19 protein-coding genes are annotated in these 23,402 nt (G+C 33.9%); all 19 read left to right on the top strand.

Annotated features, from left to right (window positions below; translation table 11 throughout):
- Positions 1–971, top strand: a 971-nt coding sequence (locus ACY651_RS03265) for a polysaccharide biosynthesis tyrosine autokinase (protein WP_462249676.1), incomplete at its 5' end; no start/stop codon positions are given.
- Positions 972–1,164: 193 nt separating this feature from the next.
- Positions 1,165–1,707, top strand: a complete 543-nt coding sequence (locus ACY651_RS03260; RefSeq protein WP_462249674.1) for a transcription termination/antitermination NusG family protein — start codon at positions 1,165–1,167, stop codon at positions 1,705–1,707.
- Positions 1,704–2,651 carry a GDP-L-fucose synthase gene (gene fcl, locus ACY651_RS03255; protein ID WP_462249672.1) on the top strand — a complete coding sequence of 316 codons (948 nt, stop codon included), beginning with the start codon at positions 1,704–1,706 and terminating at the stop codon, positions 2,649–2,651. The genes ACY651_RS03260 and fcl overlap by 4 nt, the downstream gene beginning before the upstream one ends.
- A 28-nt stretch (positions 2,652–2,679) precedes the next feature.
- A complete protein-coding gene (gene gmd, locus ACY651_RS03250) occupies positions 2,680–3,765 on the top strand; it encodes a GDP-mannose 4,6-dehydratase (protein ID WP_462249670.1) in 1,086 nt (361 codons plus the stop codon).
- Positions 3,766–3,885: 120 nt separating this feature from the next.
- A complete protein-coding gene (locus ACY651_RS03245) occupies positions 3,886–4,791 on the top strand; it encodes a class I SAM-dependent methyltransferase (protein WP_462249668.1) in 906 nt (301 codons plus the stop codon).
- A gap of 75 nt (positions 4,792–4,866) precedes the next feature.
- The gene (locus tag ACY651_RS03240) at positions 4,867–6,255 is read left to right on the top strand and encodes a lipopolysaccharide biosynthesis protein (RefSeq protein ID WP_462249666.1); all 1,389 of its coding nucleotides are present in this window, start codon (positions 4,867–4,869) and stop codon (positions 6,253–6,255) included.
- A 46-nt stretch (positions 6,256–6,301) separates the two neighbouring features.
- Entirely contained in the window at positions 6,302–7,528 is a 1,227-nt protein-coding gene (locus tag ACY651_RS03235) for a glycosyltransferase (protein ID WP_462249664.1), read from the top strand.
- Between the two features lie 39 nt (positions 7,529–7,567).
- A complete protein-coding gene (locus ACY651_RS03230; protein WP_462249662.1) occupies positions 7,568–9,259 on the top strand; it encodes a carbamoyltransferase family protein in 1,692 nt (563 codons plus the stop codon).
- Positions 9,260–9,372: 113 nt separating this feature from the next.
- Complete coding sequence (locus ACY651_RS03225; protein ID WP_462249660.1) at positions 9,373–9,780, top strand: SxtJ family membrane protein; 408 nt, start codon at positions 9,373–9,375, stop codon at positions 9,778–9,780.
- Between the two features lie 20 nt (positions 9,781–9,800).
- On the top strand, positions 9,801–9,950 hold the full coding sequence (locus ACY651_RS03220; RefSeq protein ID WP_462220393.1) for a DUF5989 family protein: 150 nt from the start codon (positions 9,801–9,803) through the stop codon (positions 9,948–9,950).
- Positions 9,951–9,969: 19 nt separating this feature from the next.
- On the top strand, positions 9,970–11,835 hold the full coding sequence (locus ACY651_RS03215) for a carbamoyltransferase family protein (protein WP_462249658.1): 1,866 nt from the start codon (positions 9,970–9,972) through the stop codon (positions 11,833–11,835).
- Between the two features lie 11 nt (positions 11,836–11,846).
- On the top strand, positions 11,847–13,013 hold the full coding sequence (locus tag ACY651_RS03210; protein ID WP_462249656.1) for a hypothetical protein: 1,167 nt from the start codon (positions 11,847–11,849) through the stop codon (positions 13,011–13,013).
- Positions 13,014–13,022: 9 nt separating this feature from the next.
- The gene (locus ACY651_RS03205) at positions 13,023–14,348 is read left to right on the top strand and encodes a hypothetical protein (RefSeq protein ID WP_462249654.1); all 1,326 of its coding nucleotides are present in this window, start codon (positions 13,023–13,025) and stop codon (positions 14,346–14,348) included.
- Positions 14,349–14,391: 43 nt separating this feature from the next.
- The gene (locus ACY651_RS03200) at positions 14,392–15,699 is read left to right on the top strand and encodes a glycosyltransferase (RefSeq protein ID WP_462249652.1); all 1,308 of its coding nucleotides are present in this window, start codon (positions 14,392–14,394) and stop codon (positions 15,697–15,699) included.
- A gap of 66 nt (positions 15,700–15,765) precedes the next feature.
- A complete protein-coding gene (locus ACY651_RS03195) occupies positions 15,766–16,941 on the top strand; it encodes a glycosyltransferase (protein ID WP_462249650.1) in 1,176 nt (391 codons plus the stop codon).
- 11 nt (positions 16,942–16,952) lie between these two features.
- On the top strand, positions 16,953–18,035 hold the full coding sequence (locus ACY651_RS03190; RefSeq protein ID WP_462249648.1) for a glycosyltransferase family 4 protein: 1,083 nt from the start codon (positions 16,953–16,955) through the stop codon (positions 18,033–18,035).
- A 55-nt stretch (positions 18,036–18,090) separates the two neighbouring features.
- Positions 18,091–19,989 (top strand): asparagine synthase (glutamine-hydrolyzing), encoded by a 1,899-nt coding sequence (asnB, locus tag ACY651_RS03185; RefSeq protein ID WP_462249646.1) that lies wholly within the window; start codon positions 18,091–18,093, stop codon positions 19,987–19,989.
- A 96-nt stretch (positions 19,990–20,085) separates the two neighbouring features.
- Complete coding sequence (locus ACY651_RS03180) at positions 20,086–22,242, top strand: bi-domain-containing oxidoreductase (RefSeq protein ID WP_462249644.1); 2,157 nt, start codon at positions 20,086–20,088, stop codon at positions 22,240–22,242.
- The coding region (locus ACY651_RS03175) for a heparinase II/III family protein (protein WP_462249642.1) at positions 22,235–23,402 on the top strand (1,168 nt) is incomplete at its 3' end. The genes ACY651_RS03180 and ACY651_RS03175, both read left to right, overlap by 8 nt.

Genomic DNA, 23,402 nt, shown 5'->3' with positions numbered 1-23,402 from the left:
AAAAATCGGATGCCGAACTTTCTTTAGCATCAATTTTATCTAATAGCAGGGTTGTAGATAAAGCTATGGCTGGTGAAGACCCGGTGAGTCCCAAAAAGAAAATGATCTATGCGGTTGCCCTTATTGGAGCTTTTGGTTTATTTGTTGGGTTTATTTTTATGAAAGATGCTTTTACAGGAAAAATCAGATACAGAAATGAAATAGAGAAAATGACTTCCATACCTATAATAGGAGAAATTGCATTTGAAAAAACAAACAGCCCGCTTGTGATTGAAAAAGGTACAAGGAGTTTTGTGGCCGAAGAGTTTAGAAAATTGAGAATATCTTTATCATTTTTAGGAATTGATGCTTCACATAAAAAAATATTATTAACTTCCAGCATATCCGGCGAAGGAAAAAGTTTTATTGCTGCAAATTTAGCGGTAAGCCTTTCCCTAACCGGTAAAAAAGTTGTTTTGGTTGATTTAGATTTAAATAATCCATCACTTTCAAAAATATTGGGTGTTAATTACGAGCATGGTATAACTGAGTTTTTAGAAGGAGAAAAAAAACCGGCAGAAATTATCAATAAACTAGGTGACCACGAAAACATGTATTTTGTTGCTGCAGGCAGTTTGCCGGAAAACCCAACAGAATTATTGGCTAATGGTACTGTTAAGTCTTTAATTGATTATTTAGAAAGTAATTTTGATATGGTTATTATAGATACATCACCTGCAGTATTGGTTACCGATGCTTATATATTATCAGAAATGTGTGATGCTACGCTATATGTAATTAGACATGATTACACCCCTAAAATGCTTGTCAAGCGTATTGACGAAAATAATCAGATCAATCCAATTAATAACCCTGCAATTATTTTTAATGGTGTTAAAACAAGAGGGGTATTTAAAAATAATTATGGTTACGGGTATGATTATGTTTACGGAAATAAAGAAAGAGGTAACAAAACAAAAAAAGCATCCTAATAAAAAAATATCCAACTCTAATGAAAAATAAATTTAACTCAATTCATATAAGGCTGTGACTGAGATTGGCGAAGCCATACCTTATAAGAATTAATCCATTTCCTCTCAATTAACTGTTTTTCCAAATATCTGACTAACTATCCCATTCCAACATCCCGATTAACTGACATTCCTAATTTTTTAAAAAATAGTTATGCAGAAGAATTGGTACGTAATTTACACTAAGCCGCAAAGCGAAAAAAAAGTAGCAACCTTATTAACAAAAAAGAAAATTGAAAACTTTATTCCACTGGTTAGTGCTGAGGCACAACGAACGTGGAGGCATAAACTGGTTTACAAGCCTTTGTTTAAATCTTATGTTTTTGTATATACTACAGAGCAAGAAGCTACTGCATTGCTTAAAAATACAGGCGGCGTTATTAATCTCTTATACTGGTTGGGAAAGCCCGCAGTTATTAATGAAACAGAAATTAATGCAATAAGAGAATTTACAGTTACTGGCGGCTACCAGGATATTAATTTAGAAAAACTATCTGTAAATAACAATTTTACTGAACGCAATATGTATCGTTCTACCTACGAAATAGAAGGAAATGTATTACTTGCAGTAAAGAGTAAAACAATAAAAATAAACCTTCCGTCGTTAGGTTATGCATTGATAGCTAAACTGAAAGAAGAGAGTGTTTTTGGAAGGGAAAGCTCAATGATACAAAATTATAGATTTGCACAGTCATGATGAATTTAACAGATAAAATTTATATAGCAGGACACAGGGGATTAGTAGGTTCGGCAATAGTTAGGGCTTTAGAAAAGCAAGGCTTTAATAATTTGTTATACAAAACATCTAAGGAGCTTGATTTACGTGATCAGGAAGCAGTTGATGAGTTTTTTGCTCAGGAAAAACCAAATTATGTTTTTCTTGCTGCAGGAAAAGTTGGCGGTATTGTTGCCAATAATACTTACCGGGCCGATTTTTTGTATGACAATCTTTTAATAGTAGCAAATATTGTACATGCTGCTTATCAAAACAATGTAACTAAATTACTTTTTTTGGGCAGTTCATGTATCTATCCAAAATTAGCCCCTCAACCAATTAAAGAAGAATATCTTTTAACCGGAGCTTTAGAATATACTAACGAGCCTTATGCTATTGCAAAAATAGCAGGCATTAAATTATGTGAAAGTTTCAGGGATCAGTACGGGGCAAATTATATAAGCGTTATGCCTACTAATTTGTATGGAATAAATGACAATTACCATCCCGAAAATTCACATGTACTTCCTGCGCTTATACGCAGATTTCATGAGGCTAAGATTTCAGGACATAAAGAAGTGGTGATATGGGGTTCGGGTAGTCCGCGGCGTGAATTTTTATATGCAGATGATTTGGCAGAAGCCTGCCTTTTTTTAATGAATACTTATAATGAAAAAGAAATTGTAAATATTGGCTGCGGCGAAGATATCAGTATTAAAGAGTTAGCTGAAATAGTAAAAGAAGTTACCGGTTTCGATGGCGACCTTAAATTTGATATATCCAAGCCAGATGGCACCCCACGCAAATTACTTGATGTATCTAAAATTCATAAATTAGGCTGGCAACATAAAACCACACTTAAAGATGGATTAATAAATGCTTACCAAAATTTTTTAACCAAACAGCATCATCCTTTATTGACCTGATAAAGGAAATATCCCAAATAAATATATAATGAAGACTGCATTAATTACTGGTATAACCGGGCAAGACGGTGCTTACCTGGCCGAATTACTTTTAGAAAAAGGGTATAAAGTACATGGTATAAAAAGACGTTCGTCTTTAATAAATACCGATCGTATTGACCATTTATATCAAGATCGGCATGAAGCCAATGGAAAATTTACTTTGCATTATGGCGACATGACGGACAGTACCAATCTGATACGCATTGTGCAGGAAACACAGCCAGATGAAATATATAACCTTGCTGCAATGAGCCATGTTAAAGTAAGTTTTGATACACCAGAATATACTGCAAATGCCGATGGTATTGGAACCCTGCGTTTAATGGAGGCCTTACGTATTTTAGGAATGGAGAAAAAAACACGTATTTACCAGGCATCTACATCAGAATTATATGGTTTAGTGCAGGAAGTTCCACAAAGAGAAACAACCCCGTTTTATCCAAGAAGTCCTTATGCCGTTGCAAAATTGTATGCTTACTGGATAGTTGTAAACTACCGGGAAGCATACAATATGTATGCTTGCAATGGTATTTTATTTAACCATGAAAGCCCATTACGCGGCGAAACTTTTGTAACAAGAAAAATAACTATGGCTGTAGCGGCTATTGCCAACGGCTTACAAAATACTTTGTATTTAGGTAATCTTAATGCACAAAGAGATTGGGGGCATGCTAAAGATTATGTAGAAGCAATGTGGTTAATACTGCAACAAGACGAACCTGAAGATTATGTAATTGCAACTGGTATAACAACAAGTGTAAGGGATTTTATTAAAATGGCATTTGAACAAGTGGGAATTGAATTAAATTTTACAGGAGAAGGCATTAACGAAAAAGCAACAGTAAGTACTTGTAAAAATCCTAAATACCAATTACCAAAAGGAAAAGAAGTTGTAGCTATCGACCCGGAATATTTTAGACCTACAGAAGTAGAATTATTAATTGGTGATCCAACTAAAGCAAAAACAAAATTAGGATGGAAACCAAAATACAATTTAGCGGAACTGGTAAAGGAAATGATGGAAGCTGATGTAAAAAAAGCTGATGAAACGGCAGCTAAGAAACATAGGTAGAAATTTTTAAAAAGCCATAGTAATATAATTAGAACTAAATTAAAATTTACCGGCATTACAATAAAGCATTTTACAAGTAACATCATTTAAGCACAATTTTAAATTTAATAAAAACTGAAGATGAAAAGCCCATTAAATAATGCAGGCGACGTAACTCTGGTGAAAGAAATAGCTGTAGATGAAATAGTTAAATCTTACAGTAAAAATTTTGATATTGATGTAAAAAAATATTTTTCAGGGCTTGATAAAATAGCGATATACAAATGTAACGATACCGGGTACCGGTTTTATTATCCATTTACAATATCCGGCGATAGTGATTTTTACATATACTTTCAACAATTTGAGTGGTATTATATGCCCTGGAAGTGGGAGCACCAGGTATGCTTAGATTTTATAAAACCAGAACATAATATTTTAGAAGTAGGCTGTGGCCAGGGTGCTTTTTTAAAACAAATAAATAAACTGAAGGGCACAAATTGTGTTGGTCTTGAATTAAATGAGAGCTGTGTTTTAGATTTGCCCAATTTAAAAATAGAAAATATTTTAATAGAAGAGTTCAGTAAAAATAATGCAGGAAAATTTGATTTGGTTTGCACCTTTCAGGTGCTGGAACACATTTCAGCAATAAATAGTTTTATAAAAGGGCAGGTTGATTGTTTAAAAAAAGGCGGCCAAATGATAATTTGTGTGCCTAACAATGATTCTGATTTAATGAAATCTGAACAGGTGATGCTGAATTTACCACCCCATCATATGGGTTTGTGGAATGAATTTTCATTGAAATCACTGGAGAAATACTTTGACATTAAATTAAAATCAATACATTTTGAACCTCTTCAAAAACAACATTTTGATTGGTATATTAATGTAAAATTGAAAAAATATTTTGGCAACTTTATACAAAACAAAATAACGCAATTACTTACTGTATCAGGATTAAAAAAAACGATTCACAAAAATTTAGAAAAAAGAGCCGATAAAATTACAGGGCATTCAATTATGGCAGTTTATGAAAAAGTATAGTCAAAATTATTCGTTTAAAAACTTTTAAAATATTTTACCCCCATTCAACGTGATTTACAGAATTAAGAAAAAAAAATGTCAATAAAGAGCGAAATATCTGCTTTAAGACAATACGGAATTAATTTTTTTACCAAAGGGCACAAGCGTAGTGTTGCGGCTAAAAAAAATATTGTTGGTTCCTTACTTATCAGAGGTGTAAGCATAACAATTGGATTGGTTTTAGTGCCACTTACAATAAATTATATAAATACCGCTCAGTATGGTATATGGCTAACGTTAAGTTCAATGATTGCATGGTTTTCTTTTTTTGATATTGGATTTACACATGGCCTGAGAAATAAATTTGCCGAAGCTAAAGCTAAAGGCGATGATGAGGTTGTTAAGATTTACATCAGCACAACCTATTATTATATCAGCTTGATATTTATTGCTCTTTGGGTGATATTGATATTTATTAATCAGTTTATAAGCTGGCATAAAATATTGAACCTTCCACCGGCGATGGAAAATGAAGTATCACGGCTTGCCATACTGGTAGTTACTTATTTTTGTTTTCAGTTTATATTTAAAGTTATCAGCACCATTTTAATTGCTGATCAGCAATCTGCAAAGTCATCGCTGCTGGATATGCTCGGACAATTATTGTCATTGATAATAATTTTTATTCTGACTAAACTAACCAGCGGTACCTTAATGAATTTAGGGCTTGCGGTTGGCTTTTCACAAATAATTGTTTTACTGGCTGCCAATATTATTCTATTTAAAACAAAATATAAAGACTACAGGCCTTCTTTAAAATTTGTGAAAAAAGAATATGCTGAGGATATAATGAAATTGGGTTCAAAATTTTTTGTTTTGCAGCTTGTGGCAATTGTACAGTTTGAATCCAGTTTATTTTTTATAGCCCGTTATTTTGGTACCACAGAAGTAACCTCGTTTAATATTGCTTACAGGTATTTTTCTATTTTGCAGATGGGTTTTATGATTTTGTTAAGCCCTTTGTGGAGCGGAGTAACGGATGCTTACAATTCAGGTGATATTGCATGGATAAAAAATGCTGTAAAAAAATACTTGCTTATTTGGATACCTTTTGTTTTGCTGGGGTTAATAATGTTATTGTTTGCAGATAAATTTTATGAATTGTGGGTAGGTAAAAACGTTGTTAATGTAGATTTTAATATTTCTTTACTTTGCCTCATTTATTTTTCTACATCAATTTTCGGGAGCATATTTGTTTATATAATTAATGGTATTGGGGCATTAAAAATACAGTTTGTTTCAGGCTTTATAAGTTCAGTTTGCTTTTTAATACTTACATGGGTATTAATTACTAAACTTCACTGGGGGGTACAATCTGTTTTAATTGCATCAATTGTTACCAATTTGTTTGGCTATGTGGTGGCACCTTTACAGATTTATAAAATATTTTATAAAAAATCGGCAGCCAAAATTTGGTACAATTAAATATATTTCACCAGCGTAAATAAAATAAACTTATTTTTTTTGATTGATGACTAAGGTTGTACAAATACAATTTTCTCCCGAATCAGGAGCCCGTTCTGCCCAAAGGCTGCAAAATGCATTTGCAAAGGAGGACATTCAATCCAGTATTGTGTCACTCCAGACCGGGGCTGCTACTATTGCCAATATAAAATACCTTGGCAAAAAGCAACGTTATACATCACGTATAGATGCAAAAATGCAGGCCTGGCTTTTAAAAAAAAATAATAAAGAATTTGGTTTATTCTCTTATCCAATATTGGGATCAGATATATCTCAACTGCCGGAAATACTGAATGCTGATATTATTTATATACACTGGGCATTGTATGGTTTTTTAAATTATAACAGTATAGCACAAATAGCGGAGCTTAAAAAACCAGTAATTGTAGTAATGCATGATATGTGGAATATTACCGGTGGTTGCCACTACAGTTTTACATGTGATAAATACAAAACCGGATGCAGCAATTGCCAAATGATTCCCGGTAATAAAGAAAATGATCTGTCGGCCAAAGGGTTTAGGAAAAAACTCCGGTTATATAATAAGTATAGTAATTTTTACTTTGTATCACCCAGCAAATGGTTATACAACTGTGCAAAAGAGGCGTTACTTACAAAAAGCAAACCCATTTTTTATATACCCAATGTGTTAGATAATACTTTATTTAAACCATTTAATAAAACAACGGCTAAGCAAATATTAAATATTAATACCGATGAAACTGTAATAGCATTTGGAGCTGTATCAGTAAGCAGCCCGTATAAAGGGTGGCCGTATTTACAAAAAGCATTAGAAATATTACACAAGGACGAAGCGTACAAAAATATACTGGTACTGATATTTGGGAGTGTGTATAATAAAGAAATTGCCGCAAGCATACCATTTAAAACAAAGTTTATGGGTTTTTTGGCAGATGAATATTCAACTATGCTGGTGTACAATGCAGCCGATGTGTTTATTGTACCATCATTGGCCGACAACCAACCTACTACAGTACAAGAAAGTTTAAGCTGCGGTACACCTGTAGTAGGTTTTGATACGGGAGGGATACCAGATATGATACAGCATAAAGAAAATGGCTATTTAGCAAAATATAAAGATGCAGAAGACGTTTGTAACGGGGTAAAGTATTGTTTACAGCAAAAACTTAAGGGCTATATGCTGCCTGGCTTCTACCCGGCAGCTACTATAAAAAAACATTTGGAATTGTTTGAACAAATACAAAAATCTTAAAACCTTAAACAAATATTTTATAAATAAAAAAACAAAAAAATGATAGTATTAGGGGTACATAAAGGGCACGATTCGTCTGCAGCAATAGTAGTAGATGGTAAAGTAATTGCCGATGTTCAGGAAGAAAGGTTTTCAAGGGTTAAACATTCTGAGAATGCTCCCCTAAAGTCTATTGAATTTTGCCTGAAACAGGCAGGTATAAAAGATATTAACGAGGTAAACTATATTAGCTCCTCCTGGGAAAGTACACCCAAAGATTTGATACCCGTTTTTGATTTGGATGTAAACAAAGTAGAGAACATTGCCATTCAACTGGGCAAATCATTATTAGGGAAATCAACAGGTACTTTTAAAATGAAATTGCCTATTTATTTTCCTAATTATAAATTAAAAGATAAAAGTAAATTTATAAATAATAACCATCACCTTGCACATGCGGCAAGCGCTTATTTTACACGTAAAAATAACGATAAGTGCTTAATTTTTACAGTTGATGGAGCAGGTGATGAAATGTGTACTTCTATTTGGATGGGAGAAGGAAATAAAATTGAACTTTTAAAAAGCTATTACAAAGAAGCATCAGTAGGTTGGGCCTACAGTGTAGTTACCGAAGGTTTGCATTGGATACATGGCGATGGCGAAGGAAAAACTATGGGTCTTGCCCCTTATGGTGATTTTACAAAATGCAAAGGTGTACTGGATAAATATTTTCCGGAGTTTAAAGACGAAAACCTTGTAAAAAAATCTGAACTGGGCGAATGCTTTTTCTGGAGCGAAAGTGGTTCCACTCAATTTCATTTTGATGAATCATCAGAAGTTGAAAAATTAATTGAGCAATACGGAAGGGCAGATATTGCTGCAGAGGCACAAAGAAAACTGGAAGAAAATATAATGAACCTTGTTTTTGGCTGGGCCAAAAAAACAGGGGTAAAAAATATAGCATTTGCCGGTGGTGTAATGCTTAATGTAAAATTAAACCAGCGTATTTGGAATAACCGCAGGGATATAATCGTTGATCAGCATGTATATCCAAATCCCGGGGACTCTGGTTTAGCAGTTGGTGCTGCACTGTTAGAATATTATAAACACAATGAATTTAAAGGGTACGATTTTAATCATCTTTATTTAGGCCCTGAATATTCAAATGAGGAAATAGAATCTATTTTAAAAATTAGAAAGATAAACTATACCTATGTTGAAAACCCATCAAAAAAAGCTGCTGAGCTTTTAGCCGAAAATAAAATTGTAGCCTGGTTTCAGGGGCGTATGGAAAGCGGGCCAAGGGCATTGGGAAACCGGTCAATTTTAATGAGCCCTTTAAAAGCAGAGAATAAAGATGCCATCAATGCGTGGGTAAAGTTTAGAGAAGGTTTCAGGCCGTTTTGTCCATCGTTAACTTACGAAAGCAGGCATGATTATTTGAAAGATTTTAAGGATGAATTTTTTATGATAACTTCTTATGATGTTCAGGATGCTAAAAGAGACAAGATTCCTGCAGTTGTACACGTTGATGGAACATTAAGGCCGCAGATGGTGCAAAAAGAAACCAACCCAAGGTATTGGGAATTGATAAACGAGTTTGGAAAAATTACCGGCGAAAGCATTGTTTTAAATTCTTCTTTTAATGTAATGGGAGAATCAATTGTAAATAACCCTAAAGAAGCAATAAGGTGTTTTTATGATTCAGGGATTGATGCTTTATTTATTGGTAACTATTATGTTTCGAAGTAAACAGATAATTAGTCTTCTATTGGTGCAATATATTAATTAACCAGGTTTAGCAAGCAGTGTTAATATTGTAAAGCAGCAAGTTTTAAAGTTTAAATAATAAACACAACAGGATAATGAAATTTTTAAATAAAATCTTCCCGCAATCAATTTCAAAAAAGGAGGCCTCGGATACGGGCATGGCAATGACGCTTATTTGCCTTTTGCTGGGGTTTTTTACCAAGAAAATTATTTACTATGAAATAGCCATTCCCGTTTTAGTTATTAATATGGCATTTCCAATGTTTTATTATCATTTTTATTTTGCCACACTTTGGCTTGGGTTAACAAATTTACTGGGAATGATAGTTTCAAAAATCCTGTTATCCGTAGTGTACATTGTAATTTTATTACCTGTTGGTATAGTAAGGCGGGCAATGGGTAAAGATGCTTTAAACCTTAAGGGGTTTAAAAATAGTACATCATCGGTAATGGTTACCCGTAATCATGAGTTTACAGCCGACGATATCAAAAATCCTTTTTAAGCTACTAAAATAAATTTATCATGGAATTTTTACGTGAATTATGGGCTTTTTTAAAAGTTAGAAAAAAGTTCTGGTTATTACCACTTATTATAGTGTTATTAATATTTGGTGTGTTAATTGTACTTTCTGCAGGTTCTGCAATTGCACCGTTTATTTACACTCTTTTTTAATTTAAAAAATAATAAAGCATTGGCCACATTTATTTTAGGAATTTCTGCGTACTATCACGATAGTGCTGCAGCTATAGTATGCGATGGAGAAATAATAGCAGCTGCTCACGAAGAGAGGTTCACCCGTAAAAAACACGATTCGGCTTTTCCTCATGAAGCAGTAAAGTATGTATTAAGCGAAGCAGGAATTGAATTTAAAGATCTTACTGCAGTGGCGTTTTACGATAAACCATTTATTAAGTTTGAGAGGTTGCTGGAAACCTATCATGCTTTTACACCAAAGGGATTAACAAGTTTTCTTACGTCAGTGCCGGTTTGGATAAAAGAAAAGCTCTTTATGAAAAAGATGCTTAGAGATGAACTGAAGAAAATTGGCGATGCAAAAAAAATGCCCATTTTATTTCCTGAGCATCATTTATCGCATGCTGCCAGTGCTTATTATCCCTCTCCATTTGATGATGCAGCCATATTAACCGTTGATGGTGTGGGAGAGTGGGCAACCACAACTATTGGCCATGGTAAGGATAATAAAATTACTATGCTCAAAGAATTACACTTTCCTCACTCCATAGGTTTGTTATATTCTGCTTTTACTTATTACACCGGCTTTACAGTAAATAGCGGCGAATATAAATTAATGGGTTTAGCACCTTACGGTAACCCAGGCTCGCCACAAACAAAAGAGTTTAAAGAAAAAACTTTAAAAGAACTGGTTGATGTAAGGGAAGATGGGTCGATACTGTTGAACATGAAATACTTTGATTATGCAACAGGATTAAAAATGACGAATAACGCTAAATGGACAACGTTGTTTGGCATTCCACCAAGAAACCCTGAATCTGAAATAAGCCAGGATTATATGAATATGGCTTTGGCCATTCAGCAAATAACAGAAGAGATTGTTATAAAATTAGCAGCTACTGCAAAAAAACTAACCAATAGCGATAACCTGGTAATGGCGGGTGGAGTTGCGTTAAACTGTGTTGCAAACGGAAAACTAATTGAAACAGGTATGTTCAAAGAAATTTGGATACAACCAGCTTCGGGTGATGCCGGTGGCGCATTGGGTGCAGCATATTTAGGCTGGTATTTATGGAAAGGAGAAAAAAGAATAGTTGATAAAACCGTTGCTGATGCAATGAAGGGAGCTTATCTGGGCCCGGAGTATGATGAAAAAGCAGTAATGGGCATGGTAAGAAAATACGGAGGCAAATATAACTATTACGAAAATTTTGATGACCTTACCAAAGTAGTAGCTGCAAAATTAGCAGAAGGAAATGTAGTAGGATGGTTTCAGGGTAGAATGGAATATGGCCCAAGAGCTTTAGGCGGCCGTAGTATTTTAGGCGATGCAAGAAACCCTGAGATGCAGAAGAAAATGAATCTTAAAATAAAGTACCGTGAAGGCTTCAGGCCTTTTGCGCCATCTGTTTTGGAAGAAGATATAAATGAATATTTTGTATTAGACAAGCCATCGCCCTATATGCTGGTGGTAATGCCTGTACAACCAAAACACCTTAAGCCTTTACCGGCTAACTACGATTCTCTGGAAATGATGGATCGCTTGTATCACCTTCGTTCAGATATTCCATCTGTTACACACGTAGATTATTCAGCAAGGATACAAAGTGTTAGTAAAAAAACTAATCCCCGTTACTGGAATTTGATTAATGAATTTAAAAATCAAACTGGTTACGGCTTATTGGTAAACTCAAGTTTTAATGTACGTGGAGAACCTATTGTTTGTACACCCGATGATGCATTCAGGTGCTTTATGCGTACCGAAATGGATTTTTTAGCAGTAGGCAATTTTGTTTTTGATAAAACGAAACAGGAGAAATTACAAAACGATACCAACTGGAAAGAAGAATTTAAACTGGACTAAAACTATTTTGTATGCAGGAAGCAAATGCAAAAAGCAAGATGGCCAAGGGAAAAAAGATAAAATTTATTTTCTTCACCTTATTGTTTTTATTTGCCATCATTTTTATTATTGCCGAGGTATTGCTGGCTGTCTTTCATTACCCATCCACCTACACTAAAATGAAAAGCTTTTCGCTTGAGCAGGCAAAATGGTGGACATGCGATTCTACTAACGGCCCAAGGTATGTAGCCAAACAGTTGGGTAAAGCCGATGCAGATTTTTTTAAAAATGAAAAGTGGTATTATAACAGGTTAAGTATTGTTAATAACGAAGGTTATCACGACAGGGATAATTTTACCGAAATTTCTGCTGCAAGTGATTCTTTAAAAGTATTATTTGCTGGCGATAGTTTTACCTGGGGTGCTTCTGCAGATGTGGACAGTTCTTATGTTGATGTATTTGAAAACGAGATTAAAAAAGTTTATCCGGGTTTAGTTTGGAATACAGGTGTGCCGGCAACGGGGACCAACCACGCCCTTTTTACTGTAAAAAAATATCTTCCGCTTCAAAAATCCAATTATGTTGTATTAGGTTTTTACACTGGTAATGATTTTACAGATAATTTATTGCCGTTTGATAATTTGGTATTTAATAACCTGGCATCTTGTTATAACTTATATGATTATGACAAAGATTTTAAGGCATTTAAAATTTCCAAAAGCGAAGCCTTTAAAAAGGCTACAGGCAGTTATCCTGTGGAAGAACTAAATGTATTTCAAAAGGTATTGATACGAAGCAGATTTATTTCTTTCATAAAAGATATGAAAGCCAAAGTAGTAAACAGGTTAAGCGGCAATAAGGCAAGGGTGGAAGAACAGGAATATAAAATGACAAAGCAATACTTACAGGAACTTGATAATTACACAAAAGAAAATAATGCTGAGTTAATTGTTTGTGTTATTCCCGGCGACAATGATTTAAAATCAAAAGATAAAAATTATTTAAACGCTGTTGAAATTTTAAAAGGGCTATCAATAAAGTATATTGAAAACATTGAACAGTTTTATGATAAAGATTATGTTAAAGCTGGCGGAGGGCATTGGATAAATAGCGGACATAGTAAAGCAGGCCATGCATTAAGTAAGTTTTTGTTGCAGGATATAAATGCGAAACAACAAAAAACGTTTAAAAAAAATTAGTATTATAGAATGCTAACCAAGCCAACTATACAGCGTAATATAAACAGCAGGGTTAATTTTAAGCCGAAAGCGCCAGTATTTTCAGTAGATAATCCATTTACCGTTTCTAAAAAAAAACAGAAAAGTCTTAATCTTTTCTGGTATGGTTTTTTGCTGAGTATAATAAGTTATTACTTTTCTACTACTGATGATAAGTATATTGGTGCCGCCCTTTGCCAGGCATTTCAGATATTGGGATACATTATTATGATAGTTGGTGCAACGGAGCTGATGAAATTTAAATTCGATGACAAGTATTTAGAAAATATTTTCAGGGTTTATTTTTTTTACACCTTAACTATTATTGTAAGGGGCGTGGCTTTTGATTTTAATTCTTTAAAAAAATTATTTTTAGATGTTACTTATGGTGTAATACCTTATTTTGTTCCGTTAGTGGTATTACTGCCCCGGAATATAGCGACTTATAAAAAAGCATTTACTATCATTTTAATTTTAGGCGCTTCTTTTATTATTTGCAGTTTAATATTTATTGATATTATACTTGATGAAGACTGGATGAATACACAGAGCCTTGTGTACATGGAAAACCTTTTTGGATTTTTAGCCTTTTCAAGTGGTTTTATATTGCTAACTTATCTTTATCATACTAAACCAAAACTGTTATTTTCATTTCTTGTACTTGCAGTATCACTTTATTTTTTAATTTACCGGGCAAGAAGAGGATCAATGTTTTTGTGTTTAACTACAATTTTAGGTGCCGGAATGGTTTACCTGATTGGCACAAAAAAAAAGGCGCTGATTATTTTTATGGCGGTGATTTTAGTTTTTCTCAGTACGGTTTTTATGTCTGGCATGAAAGTACCCGGAATGTTTGATCATCTTGAAAAAAGAGGCGATGAAGACACAAGATCTGGTGTTGAACAGTATATGTCGGTTAGTATGACATCGAGGGATTGGTTAATTGGTAAGGGGATAAATGGTAATTATTATTGTCCTATTGTGATTAATGTTAACGATCCATCAGGTTACAGAGACGTTATAGAAACCGGTTATTTGCAAATTATTTTAAAAGGGGGCATATTAAGCCTGGGGTTATTGCTTGCTGTACTTATACCGGCACTTTACAGAGGATTGTTTAAATCAATAAATATATTATCTAAAGGGGCAGGGATGTTTATTTTATTATGGATAGTATATTTATATCCAACAATAGGTACAGGGTTTAGTATGCACTTTGTGCTGCTTTGGCTATGTGTTGGTATTTGTTATTCCAAAAAAATTACCGGGATGGATGATATGGAGATAAAGAACGCATTGAATAAACAGAAGGGCTAAAAAGAAGCTGCTTTTAAAATTATGACTATCAAAAATTGTAAAAATGATTTATCCTAAAATTTTAATAGTAGGGCAATCATTCAATAAAAAAAGCGGTGGTGGTGTAACGATTTCTAATTTATTTACAGGGTGGCCAAAAGATAAACTTGCCGTAGCTTCAAACTCAAATTTGTATAATGATTTAGATACATCGGTTTGTGATACCTATTATCAATTGGGATACAATAATAAACTGCACCCTTTTCCATTTAATATTATTTTACCCAAAATAAAATGTGGCATTATACCGATTGTAACCGCAACAGATACCCCGGACAAAGTTGAACCGGTAAAAAGCGGTAATTATAAAATTTTGCACAGGGTATTAACTGCATTGTTGCACTTTTTTGGATTATACAATGTTTTTTATAAATTAAAAATTACACCCGAATTTGCTTTATGGTTAAATGAATATAAGCCCGATGTAATTTACACCCAGTTAGCATCGCTGGAATTGATAAAATTTACGGATGATATTCATGAGGCGCTTAAAAAGCCTGTGGCAATACATATGATGGATGATTGGCCGCTTACAATAAATAAACCGGGTATTTTATACAGGTACTGGCAAAATGTTATTGATAAGGCTTTTAGGAAACTGGTGAATAAATCTACAGTGCTAATGAGTATAGGAGAAGCCATGACTGATGAATATAAACTACGGTATAATAAAAATTTTATACCATTTCATAACCCAATAGATATTAATTACTGGAAACCAAAAGCTGTAAAAGATTATAATATCAAAGATAAATTTATTATACTTTACGCAGGCCGTATTGGTTTTGGTATAGAAAAATCAATTGCAGATATAGCTAATGCGGTAAATGAAATTGCAAAAACTAATAAAAATATTATTTTTGAAATTCAAACAGGCGAACAGGAAGAGTTAAATAAACTGGTGGAGCAAAATGAGTTTGTAAAATGGGTAAAACCAATAGCTTACTCAGCACTTCCTGCAAAATTTTCTACTGTAGATTTATTATTGCTTCCCCAGGATTTTGATGAAAACAGTGTAAAATTTTTAAAATATTCTTTCCCTACCAAAGTAAGCGAATACATGATTTCCGGCACACCTATTTTAGTATATGGCGATGAAAGAACCGGACTTACTAAGTATGCCCTTAAAGATAAATGGGGTTATGTAGTAACAGAAAATAATAATACCGCATTATGTAGAGCAATAACAGAATTGTACAATAATATGGCATTAAGAAGTGAACTGGCAGCAAAAGCACAGCAAATTGCTATTGACAGTGAGGATGCGGTAACAGTAAGGGATAATTTTAGAAAAAGCTTTTTATTTGTATAACCCCACCTGATAATTACAACAATAATATAAAATGAAAAATCGTTATAGCACCACAATATTGTAAATATGAATGCTGGCGAATGTAATATAGTGGTAATGGGGGTTTCGTGTTTTGACGGGATGGCCAGCTCAACCAGGGTTAGAAATCTATTAACCCCACTTTTAGAAAAAAAACTAATTACTGTAGGTAATCTTATTTATCAAAAAGATACAAGAGAAAATATTGGTAAACAGGGGAACCTTAATAACATAAGTTTTAAAGTTATCGGCTTCAGGCTGTCAAATATTTTTTCAGTATTCAGTTTTTTATTTGGTGGACTTTCTTTTTTAAAAAGGTCAAAAAAGGCAGGCTGTAAAAATATTATTTATAATTACAATGCCCCTGATGTTAAGAATATATTTTTTATTTTATATGCCAGGCTTATTGGTTACAAAGTTATTTTTGATATTATAGAAGATAACAGTTTTGAAGCTCATGTTGGGTTTATAAATAAATTCAGAATTAAAACATCTGTGTTTCTTTTAAGGCGCTGCAGGTATTTTGCTGATGGTATGGTAGGTATTTCCGAACATTTGTATCAACTGGTGCAAGTGCTTTCTAAAAATAAAATCCCCTGTTACCTGATTCCTATTACAGTTAATTTAAATTACTTTAAAAATAACAGTACTGCAAAACAAACCGGTAACCTGCAAATATTTTACGGCGGGTCATTCGGTAAAAAAGATGGGTTAGAATATTTAATTAGCGCTTTCGATAAAGTAAGCACAGTGCATACCACTTCAAAATTGATATTTACCGGCCTTGGCCACAAGCAGGATATGGAACGGGTAAACGCACAAATTGCGAAGGCAATTAATAAAGACCGTATTGTTTACAAAGGATTTTTAAGTAATGAAGCTTATTACGAATTATTAAATGATTGTGATATTTTTTGTATGACAAGGGTTAACTCAAAATTTGCTAATGCCGGCTTTCCTTTTAAATTGGGAGAGTTTTTAGCGTCTGGTAAAGCTGTGGTGGCAACAAATGTTGGGGATGTATCCAATTACCTGTTCAATGATGTAAATGCACTGGTAATAACTCCCGATTCGGTTGATGCATTGGTTGATGCATTACTTATACTTATTGAACAGCCTGCTAAAAGGCAGGCTATTGGTATAGAAGCAAGAAAGACTGCAGAACGTTTTTTTGATTCAGAGACTGTGGGAATGAAATTATTATCAATTTTTCAATCTGTATAAAAGGATTTTTAATGAGCGAAAGCAGGATTTTGATTACAGCCCCCAGTTTAGATACAAAGTACAACGTTAGCGGTATATCATCATTAACCAACTTTATAATAAATAATAATAGCAGTCACGTGTATGAGCATTTTGAACTGGGAAAAAGAGACAATGAAAAAAGAAATGCAGGCTGGCTAATTAAAATAATAAAAACAACATTTAGCTGGATGGTTGTTATTGCAGCTAAAAAAAAAATAACACTGGTGCATTTTAATTTTGCCTTAAGTAAACCATCAATTATAAGAGATGCACCGTTGGTGCTGTTTGCAAAATTGTGCAAAAAAAAAATGATCATCCATGTGCATGGTGGCGATTATTTAACCAATACAAAACCACCGGGCTGGATGAAGTTTATTTTAAAGAAAGTTTTTTCCAATAATATACCTGTAATTGTTTTAAGCCCGGTTGAGCAGCAGGCAATAACTGCTGAGTATAACTTAAAAAATGTGAAAGTTTTACCCAACTGTGTTGACTTAAATGATGCAAAAATGTTTAACCGCACAGTAAACAAACAGGAAGTACTTAATATTTTATTTATTGGCCGTATTACTAAAAGCAAGGGAATTGAATATATTTATCAGGCATTAAGCAGCTTAAAAAAAAGAGAGGTCCCTTTTAAATTTTATATAGCAGGCGCAGGACCGGATGAAAAAGCATATGTAGAAAAATTTGAAGCATTGTTGGGCAAAGATTTTGAATTTAAGGGAGTAGTTGCAGGAGTATCAAAAATCAACTTATTTAAAACCTGCGAAATTTTTCTTTTACCTTCTTTGTTTGAAGGGCTTCCAATGTCGTTGTTAGAAAGTATGTCTTTTGGATTAGTGCCCGTTGTTACAGGGGTAGGGTCGATAAAGTATGTTGTAAAAACTGGCGAAAATGGAATACTGGTTGACAGAAACCCGGCTGAGGATATAGATTTAGCAATAGAAAAATTTGTAAACGACAGGATGTTGTTGGAGCAATTAAGTATAAACGCAAGGGATTATATTTTTAAAAATTATAACCCGGAAGAATACCTTATTGAATTAAATAAAATATACGAAGCTGCATAAGCAGTTTAAACAACTGTTGCCAGTATAGAGAAAATAATTTTTAAAATATAAATTAATGTGTGGAATCGCTGGTTTTATTGGGTTTAATAACAACATTGAGTTAGCAGAAAATGCTAATAAAATGCAGCAGCACCGTGGGCCCGATAATCAGGCTGTATGGAGCGATGATTATATTGCACTGGCACATCAAAGGCTTTCGATTATAGATTTAAGTGAAGCCGGTAACCAGCCTTTTCATAAGTACAACCTTACTATAATATTTAATGGCGAAATATATAATTATAAAGAACTGCAGCAAAAGCTGGAAACAGAAAAACAGGTAAAATTTATCAGCTCATCCGATACTGAAGTGGTTCTTGAAATGTATAAACAATACGGAGTGGAGTGCCTTGATTATTTCATCGGCATGTTTGCTTTTGCCATTTATAATAAAGATACCTCAGCGTTTTTTTTAGTAAGGGATCATTTTGGAATAAAGCCTGTTTTTTATACCCAGATAAACGGGGCATTTGCATTTAGTTCCGAATTAAAAACATTAGTGGGCATACCGGGATTTAATAAAAGCATTAACCACAAAGCAATGGTGAGCAGTGTAAATTACCGGTGGGTATCCGGTAACGAAACTATGTTTAACGGGTGCAGCAAATTACCACCGGCACATTACATAATTTATAATATAGAAACAGGGATACAACTTGTACAATATTGGGATTTAAAAGAAGATATAAAATCATCACAAAACGAAAACACACTTGCACAGGATATTGCAAATGCTGTGGAGCAATCTGTAAACCGCCACATGGTAGCCGATGTGCCGGTAAGTAGTTTTTTAAGTGGGGGATTAGATTCTTCTCTTATCTCTGTTATAGCAAAAAAAACAAACACCAAACTATCAACTTTTACAATTGGTACTTCAGATAAAGATCAGAAAGTAGAAAGCATGCCCGATGATGAGAAGTACGCCAAAATACTTGCAGATGCTTTTGAACTTGATCACCATGTTATAAAAATCAGCCCCGATATATTGAAAGATTTTCCTGCAATGGTTAAAACATTAGATGAACCAATTGGGGATCCGGCTGCAATTAATACTTACCTTATTTGTAAAGCAGCAAAAGAAAAAGGGGTAAAGGTTTTATTATCGGGTATGGGTGCCGATGAAATATTTTTTGGCTACAGGCGGCAAAAAGCTACATTAATGGCACTGCGGTTTAATAAACTGCCGGGCTTTATTAAATATGCCGCAATAAAAACAGTGGGTTTACTTCCGGTTAAATTATTTGGCAAAGGATTTAAATTAGGAAGATGGGCAAAACGTTTTGTAGGTTTTGCAAACATGCCCATACACCAGGCCTATATGAGAAGTTATTCTTATTACGACAGTGCAGAACTAAAGGAACTGCTAACTCCTTCTTACTGGAAGGCTATTGATGATATTAATGAGGAACATAAAAAAATATTTGATGCTAAGTTTAAAAACGATTCTGTAAATCAAATTTGCAATACTGATTTAAGCATGTTTATGCTGGGCTTAAATATTACTTATACCGACAGGGCATCAATGGCAGCATCTGTAGAAGTTAGGGTACCCTTTATTGATAAACTGCTTATTACAAAAGCAATGCAGGTGCCGGGTCATTTTAAAATAAAAGATGGGGAATCAAAATACATATTGAAAAAAGCAGCAGAGAAATTTTTACCCAAAAAAATAATTTACAGGCCAAAGGCATCTTTTGGTGCCCCTATCCGTTCGTGGATTTCGGATGATTTAAAAAGCATGGTGGATGAATTACTTTCAAAAGAAAATATAGAAAAAAGGGGATTTTTTAATTTTGAGTTTGTAAAAAAAATTATTGATAACGACCGTAACAGTACAGATGACAATGCTTATCAAATTTACCAATTACTAACACTGGAATTATGGTGCAGGGAATACCTGGATAAAAATCCATAAAAGAAACAGATAAAAGCATCGCAACACAATTTTAAAAAATAAAACCAAGTATCAATTCTTTTCTATTTACAGGTACAAAATAATTATTAAAGCAGGATGAAACAATTAGCACAAAACATAAGAAAAAATTCGTTAACAATAGAAGAATTGCCAGTGCCAGTTTGTAAGGCGGGTGGGGTTTTAGTAAAAACTGTTTACTCCGCCATAAGTGTGGGTACAGAAATAATGAAATTAAAAAATGCGGATCTCAGCTATTTTCAAATGGCTAAGAAAAAGCCCGAGCAGGTAAAAGATGTTTTAAATACACTTACGCAATTGGGGCCTGTGGCAACGTATAGAAAAGTGATGAACAAACTGGATTCTATGTCGCCGCTGGGATATAGTTTGGTAGGTGAAGTAATTGAAGTAGGCAAAGGTGTAGAAAATTTAAAAAAAGGAGATATGGTGGCATGTGGCGGAGCCGGCTATGCCAACCATGCCGAAGTAAATTTTATACCAAAAAATCTTTGTGCAAAAGTACCCGATGGGGTTGAGCTAAAAGATGCTTCGTTTTCTACCATTGCATCGGTAGCAATGCAGGGTTTCAGGCAAACAGAATCTGCCATTGGAGAAAATGTTGCAGTAATTGGTTTAGGGCTATTAGGCCAAATATTGATTCAAATAATAAATGCTAATGGTTGCAGGGCTTTTGGTTTTGATATTTCACAAAGCAAATGCGATCTTGCTATAAGTAACGGTGCCTATTTTGCTCAGGCTGCAACAAAAACCAATTTTGAAGAAGAGATTGGTTCACTTACCAACGGCTTTGGATGCGATGCAGTGATTATAACAACTGGTACACAAAGCAACGATCCTATTATTCTTGCAGGAAAAATTGCAAGAAACAAAGCAAAAATTGTTGATATTGGAATTACAAAAATGGATTTACCATGGGATCTGTATTATCATAAAGAACTGGATTTTAGATTTTCCTGTTCTTACGGTCCGGGAAGATACGACCCCGTGTATGAAGAAAAAGGAATTGATTACCCGGTAGGCCATGTAAGGTGGACAGAGCAACGTAACATGATGTCTATTTTGCAACTTTTAAAAGATGGCAAAATAGATTTTTCAAAACTTATCACCCACCAATTTAGTTTTAATGATTCTGAAAAAGTTTTTTTAGATATTAAAGAAGGCAAAGAAGATTATTTGGGAGTGGTATTAAAGTATGATGCCGATATTGATACAAAAACAAAAAGGGTAAACATTGCTACTAAAGCAATAACAAAATCGGGTAAGGCAAATATTGGTGTAATTGGTGCAGGAAATTATGCCAGCACAATGCTGATGCCGTTTTTAAAAGAAGAAGCCAACTTAATTGGCATTGCTACTGCTACAGGTATAAATGCAAAAGATAAAGCCCAAAAATTTGGTTTTAAATATGCCACTACCGATTACCAGGAGATGCTTTCTGATGCTGAAATAAATACTGTGGTTATTGCAACACGCCATAACCAGCACGCCAGAATGGTAATTGATTCATTAGATAAAGACAAAAATGTTTATGTAGAAAAACCTTTGGCAATATCAGTTGCAGAATTGAAGGCAATAGCAAAAAGTTATCTGGCTAAAGAAAAATTGCTGATGGTTGGTTATAACAGGCGCTACGCTTCATCTGTTCAATATCTTAAAAAGCAATTGAAAAACAATATTGCCTACTCTGTTTATTACCAGGTAAACGCAGGTTTTATACCAATGGATAAATGGTACCAGTCGCCGGAGCAGGGCGGCAGAATAATTGGTGAGGTAAGTCATTTTATTGATACAGTGCAATATTTACTGGATGCGGATCCTGTAGAAGTTTTCGCAACCTCAACAGCTGCTGGCGGAATGCCCGAGCAGGACAATACATTTATTACCATTAAATTCAGCAACGGTTCAAGTTGTGTTATTGCTTACCTGGCAGATGGCGATAAAAAGTATTCAAAAGAAAAAATTCTTATTACCGGGTACAGAACAAATATTGAGTTCGACAATTTTAAAACGGTAACTGTTTTTAAAGATGGGGGATCATCTAAAAAACAATTTTTTATGATTGATAAAGGACAAAAAGAAGAAATGTCGGTGTTAGCAAAAGCAATCAAAACAGCAACAGCTCCTATACCTTTTAATGCGCTTCTGTTAAATACATACGCTGCAATTTTAGCTGTAGAAAGTATTCAAACAAAAAGAAATTGTACAGTATCAATAGAAGACCTGATAAATGAGTAATTTCTACATAAACAGACTTAAAACTTTTTCCATTGCTGAATTCCCTTACAGGATAAAGCAAATGATAGTAAAGCAACTGGAGCAAAAATTTTATCAAAATAAAATTTCACCTCCTTTGCCTTTAGTGCCATTGCAAAGGATATTGCAACCGGGTTTTGATAAAGTGCTGCATCATACTAATGAGGTAAATATTTTTGGAAAGAAGTTTAATTATGAAAATATGCAGCCAGCAGACTGGCACAAAGATATTTTTTCCGGAAAAAGTTTTCCTTTGTCATTTTCAAAAAAAATAAGCATCAGAAAAGATGCTGATCTTTCGGCAAAATGTGTTTGGGAAATAAACCGCCTGCAGTTTTTAATGCAAATAGCAATTAAGTATCAGCAAACAAATGATGCAGTAGAACTTAACCGCTTTATAGAAATTATTAGATCGTGGAAAAAAAGTAACCCCTACCTGTCAGGCGTAAACTGGTACAGTAATATAGAAGTAAACCTGCGCTTGATAAACTGGTTTCTTTGCTGGGAAGTAATCAATGCCGATGAACTTGTTACAAAAAATGATGCGTTTAAATCATTTGTTACCGATGATTGGTTGCCATTGATACATCAGCATTGTGTATATTCTTATAAAAATCCTTCTAAATATTCTTCTGCAAACAACCATTTAATTTCGGAGTATGCTGGCCTGTTTATTGCTTCGGTAAAATGGTCTTTTAAAGAATCAGGAAAATGGATCAACTATTCACAAAAAGGTCTCGAAGCTGAAATTATTAATCAGCATTCTAAAAATGGGGTAAATAAAGAAGAGGCAGCAGAATATATTCAGTTTATCACCGATTTTTTTCTGCTTGCATACATTGCCGGCGAAAATTCAAACCACCCTTTTTCAAAACAGTATAAAGAGCAGCTGCATCAAATATTTAATTATATCTGCAGTTTTCTCGATTGCAAAGGAAATTTCCCCAAGTACGGCGATGAAGATGATGGTAAATGTTTTATTGTTGATCCGGAAGAAAGTTTTAATAATTTTAAATCCATACTAACTTCGGGAGCTATCATTTTTAATGATCCTGTTCTTAAATCAAAATCAAACGGATTCGATATAAAGAACCAGCTTTTATTTGGGGAAAAAGGCAGAGAAATATACGATTCAGTTAAGG

Origin of the sequence: Ferruginibacter sp., assembly GCF_031391665.1 — a bacterium.
In the GTDB taxonomy this organism is placed as follows: domain Bacteria; phylum Bacteroidota; class Bacteroidia; order Chitinophagales; family Chitinophagaceae; genus Ferruginibacter.
Note: the sequence above shows the minus strand (reverse complement) of the source record. Positions and strands in the feature narration are given on the sequence as shown.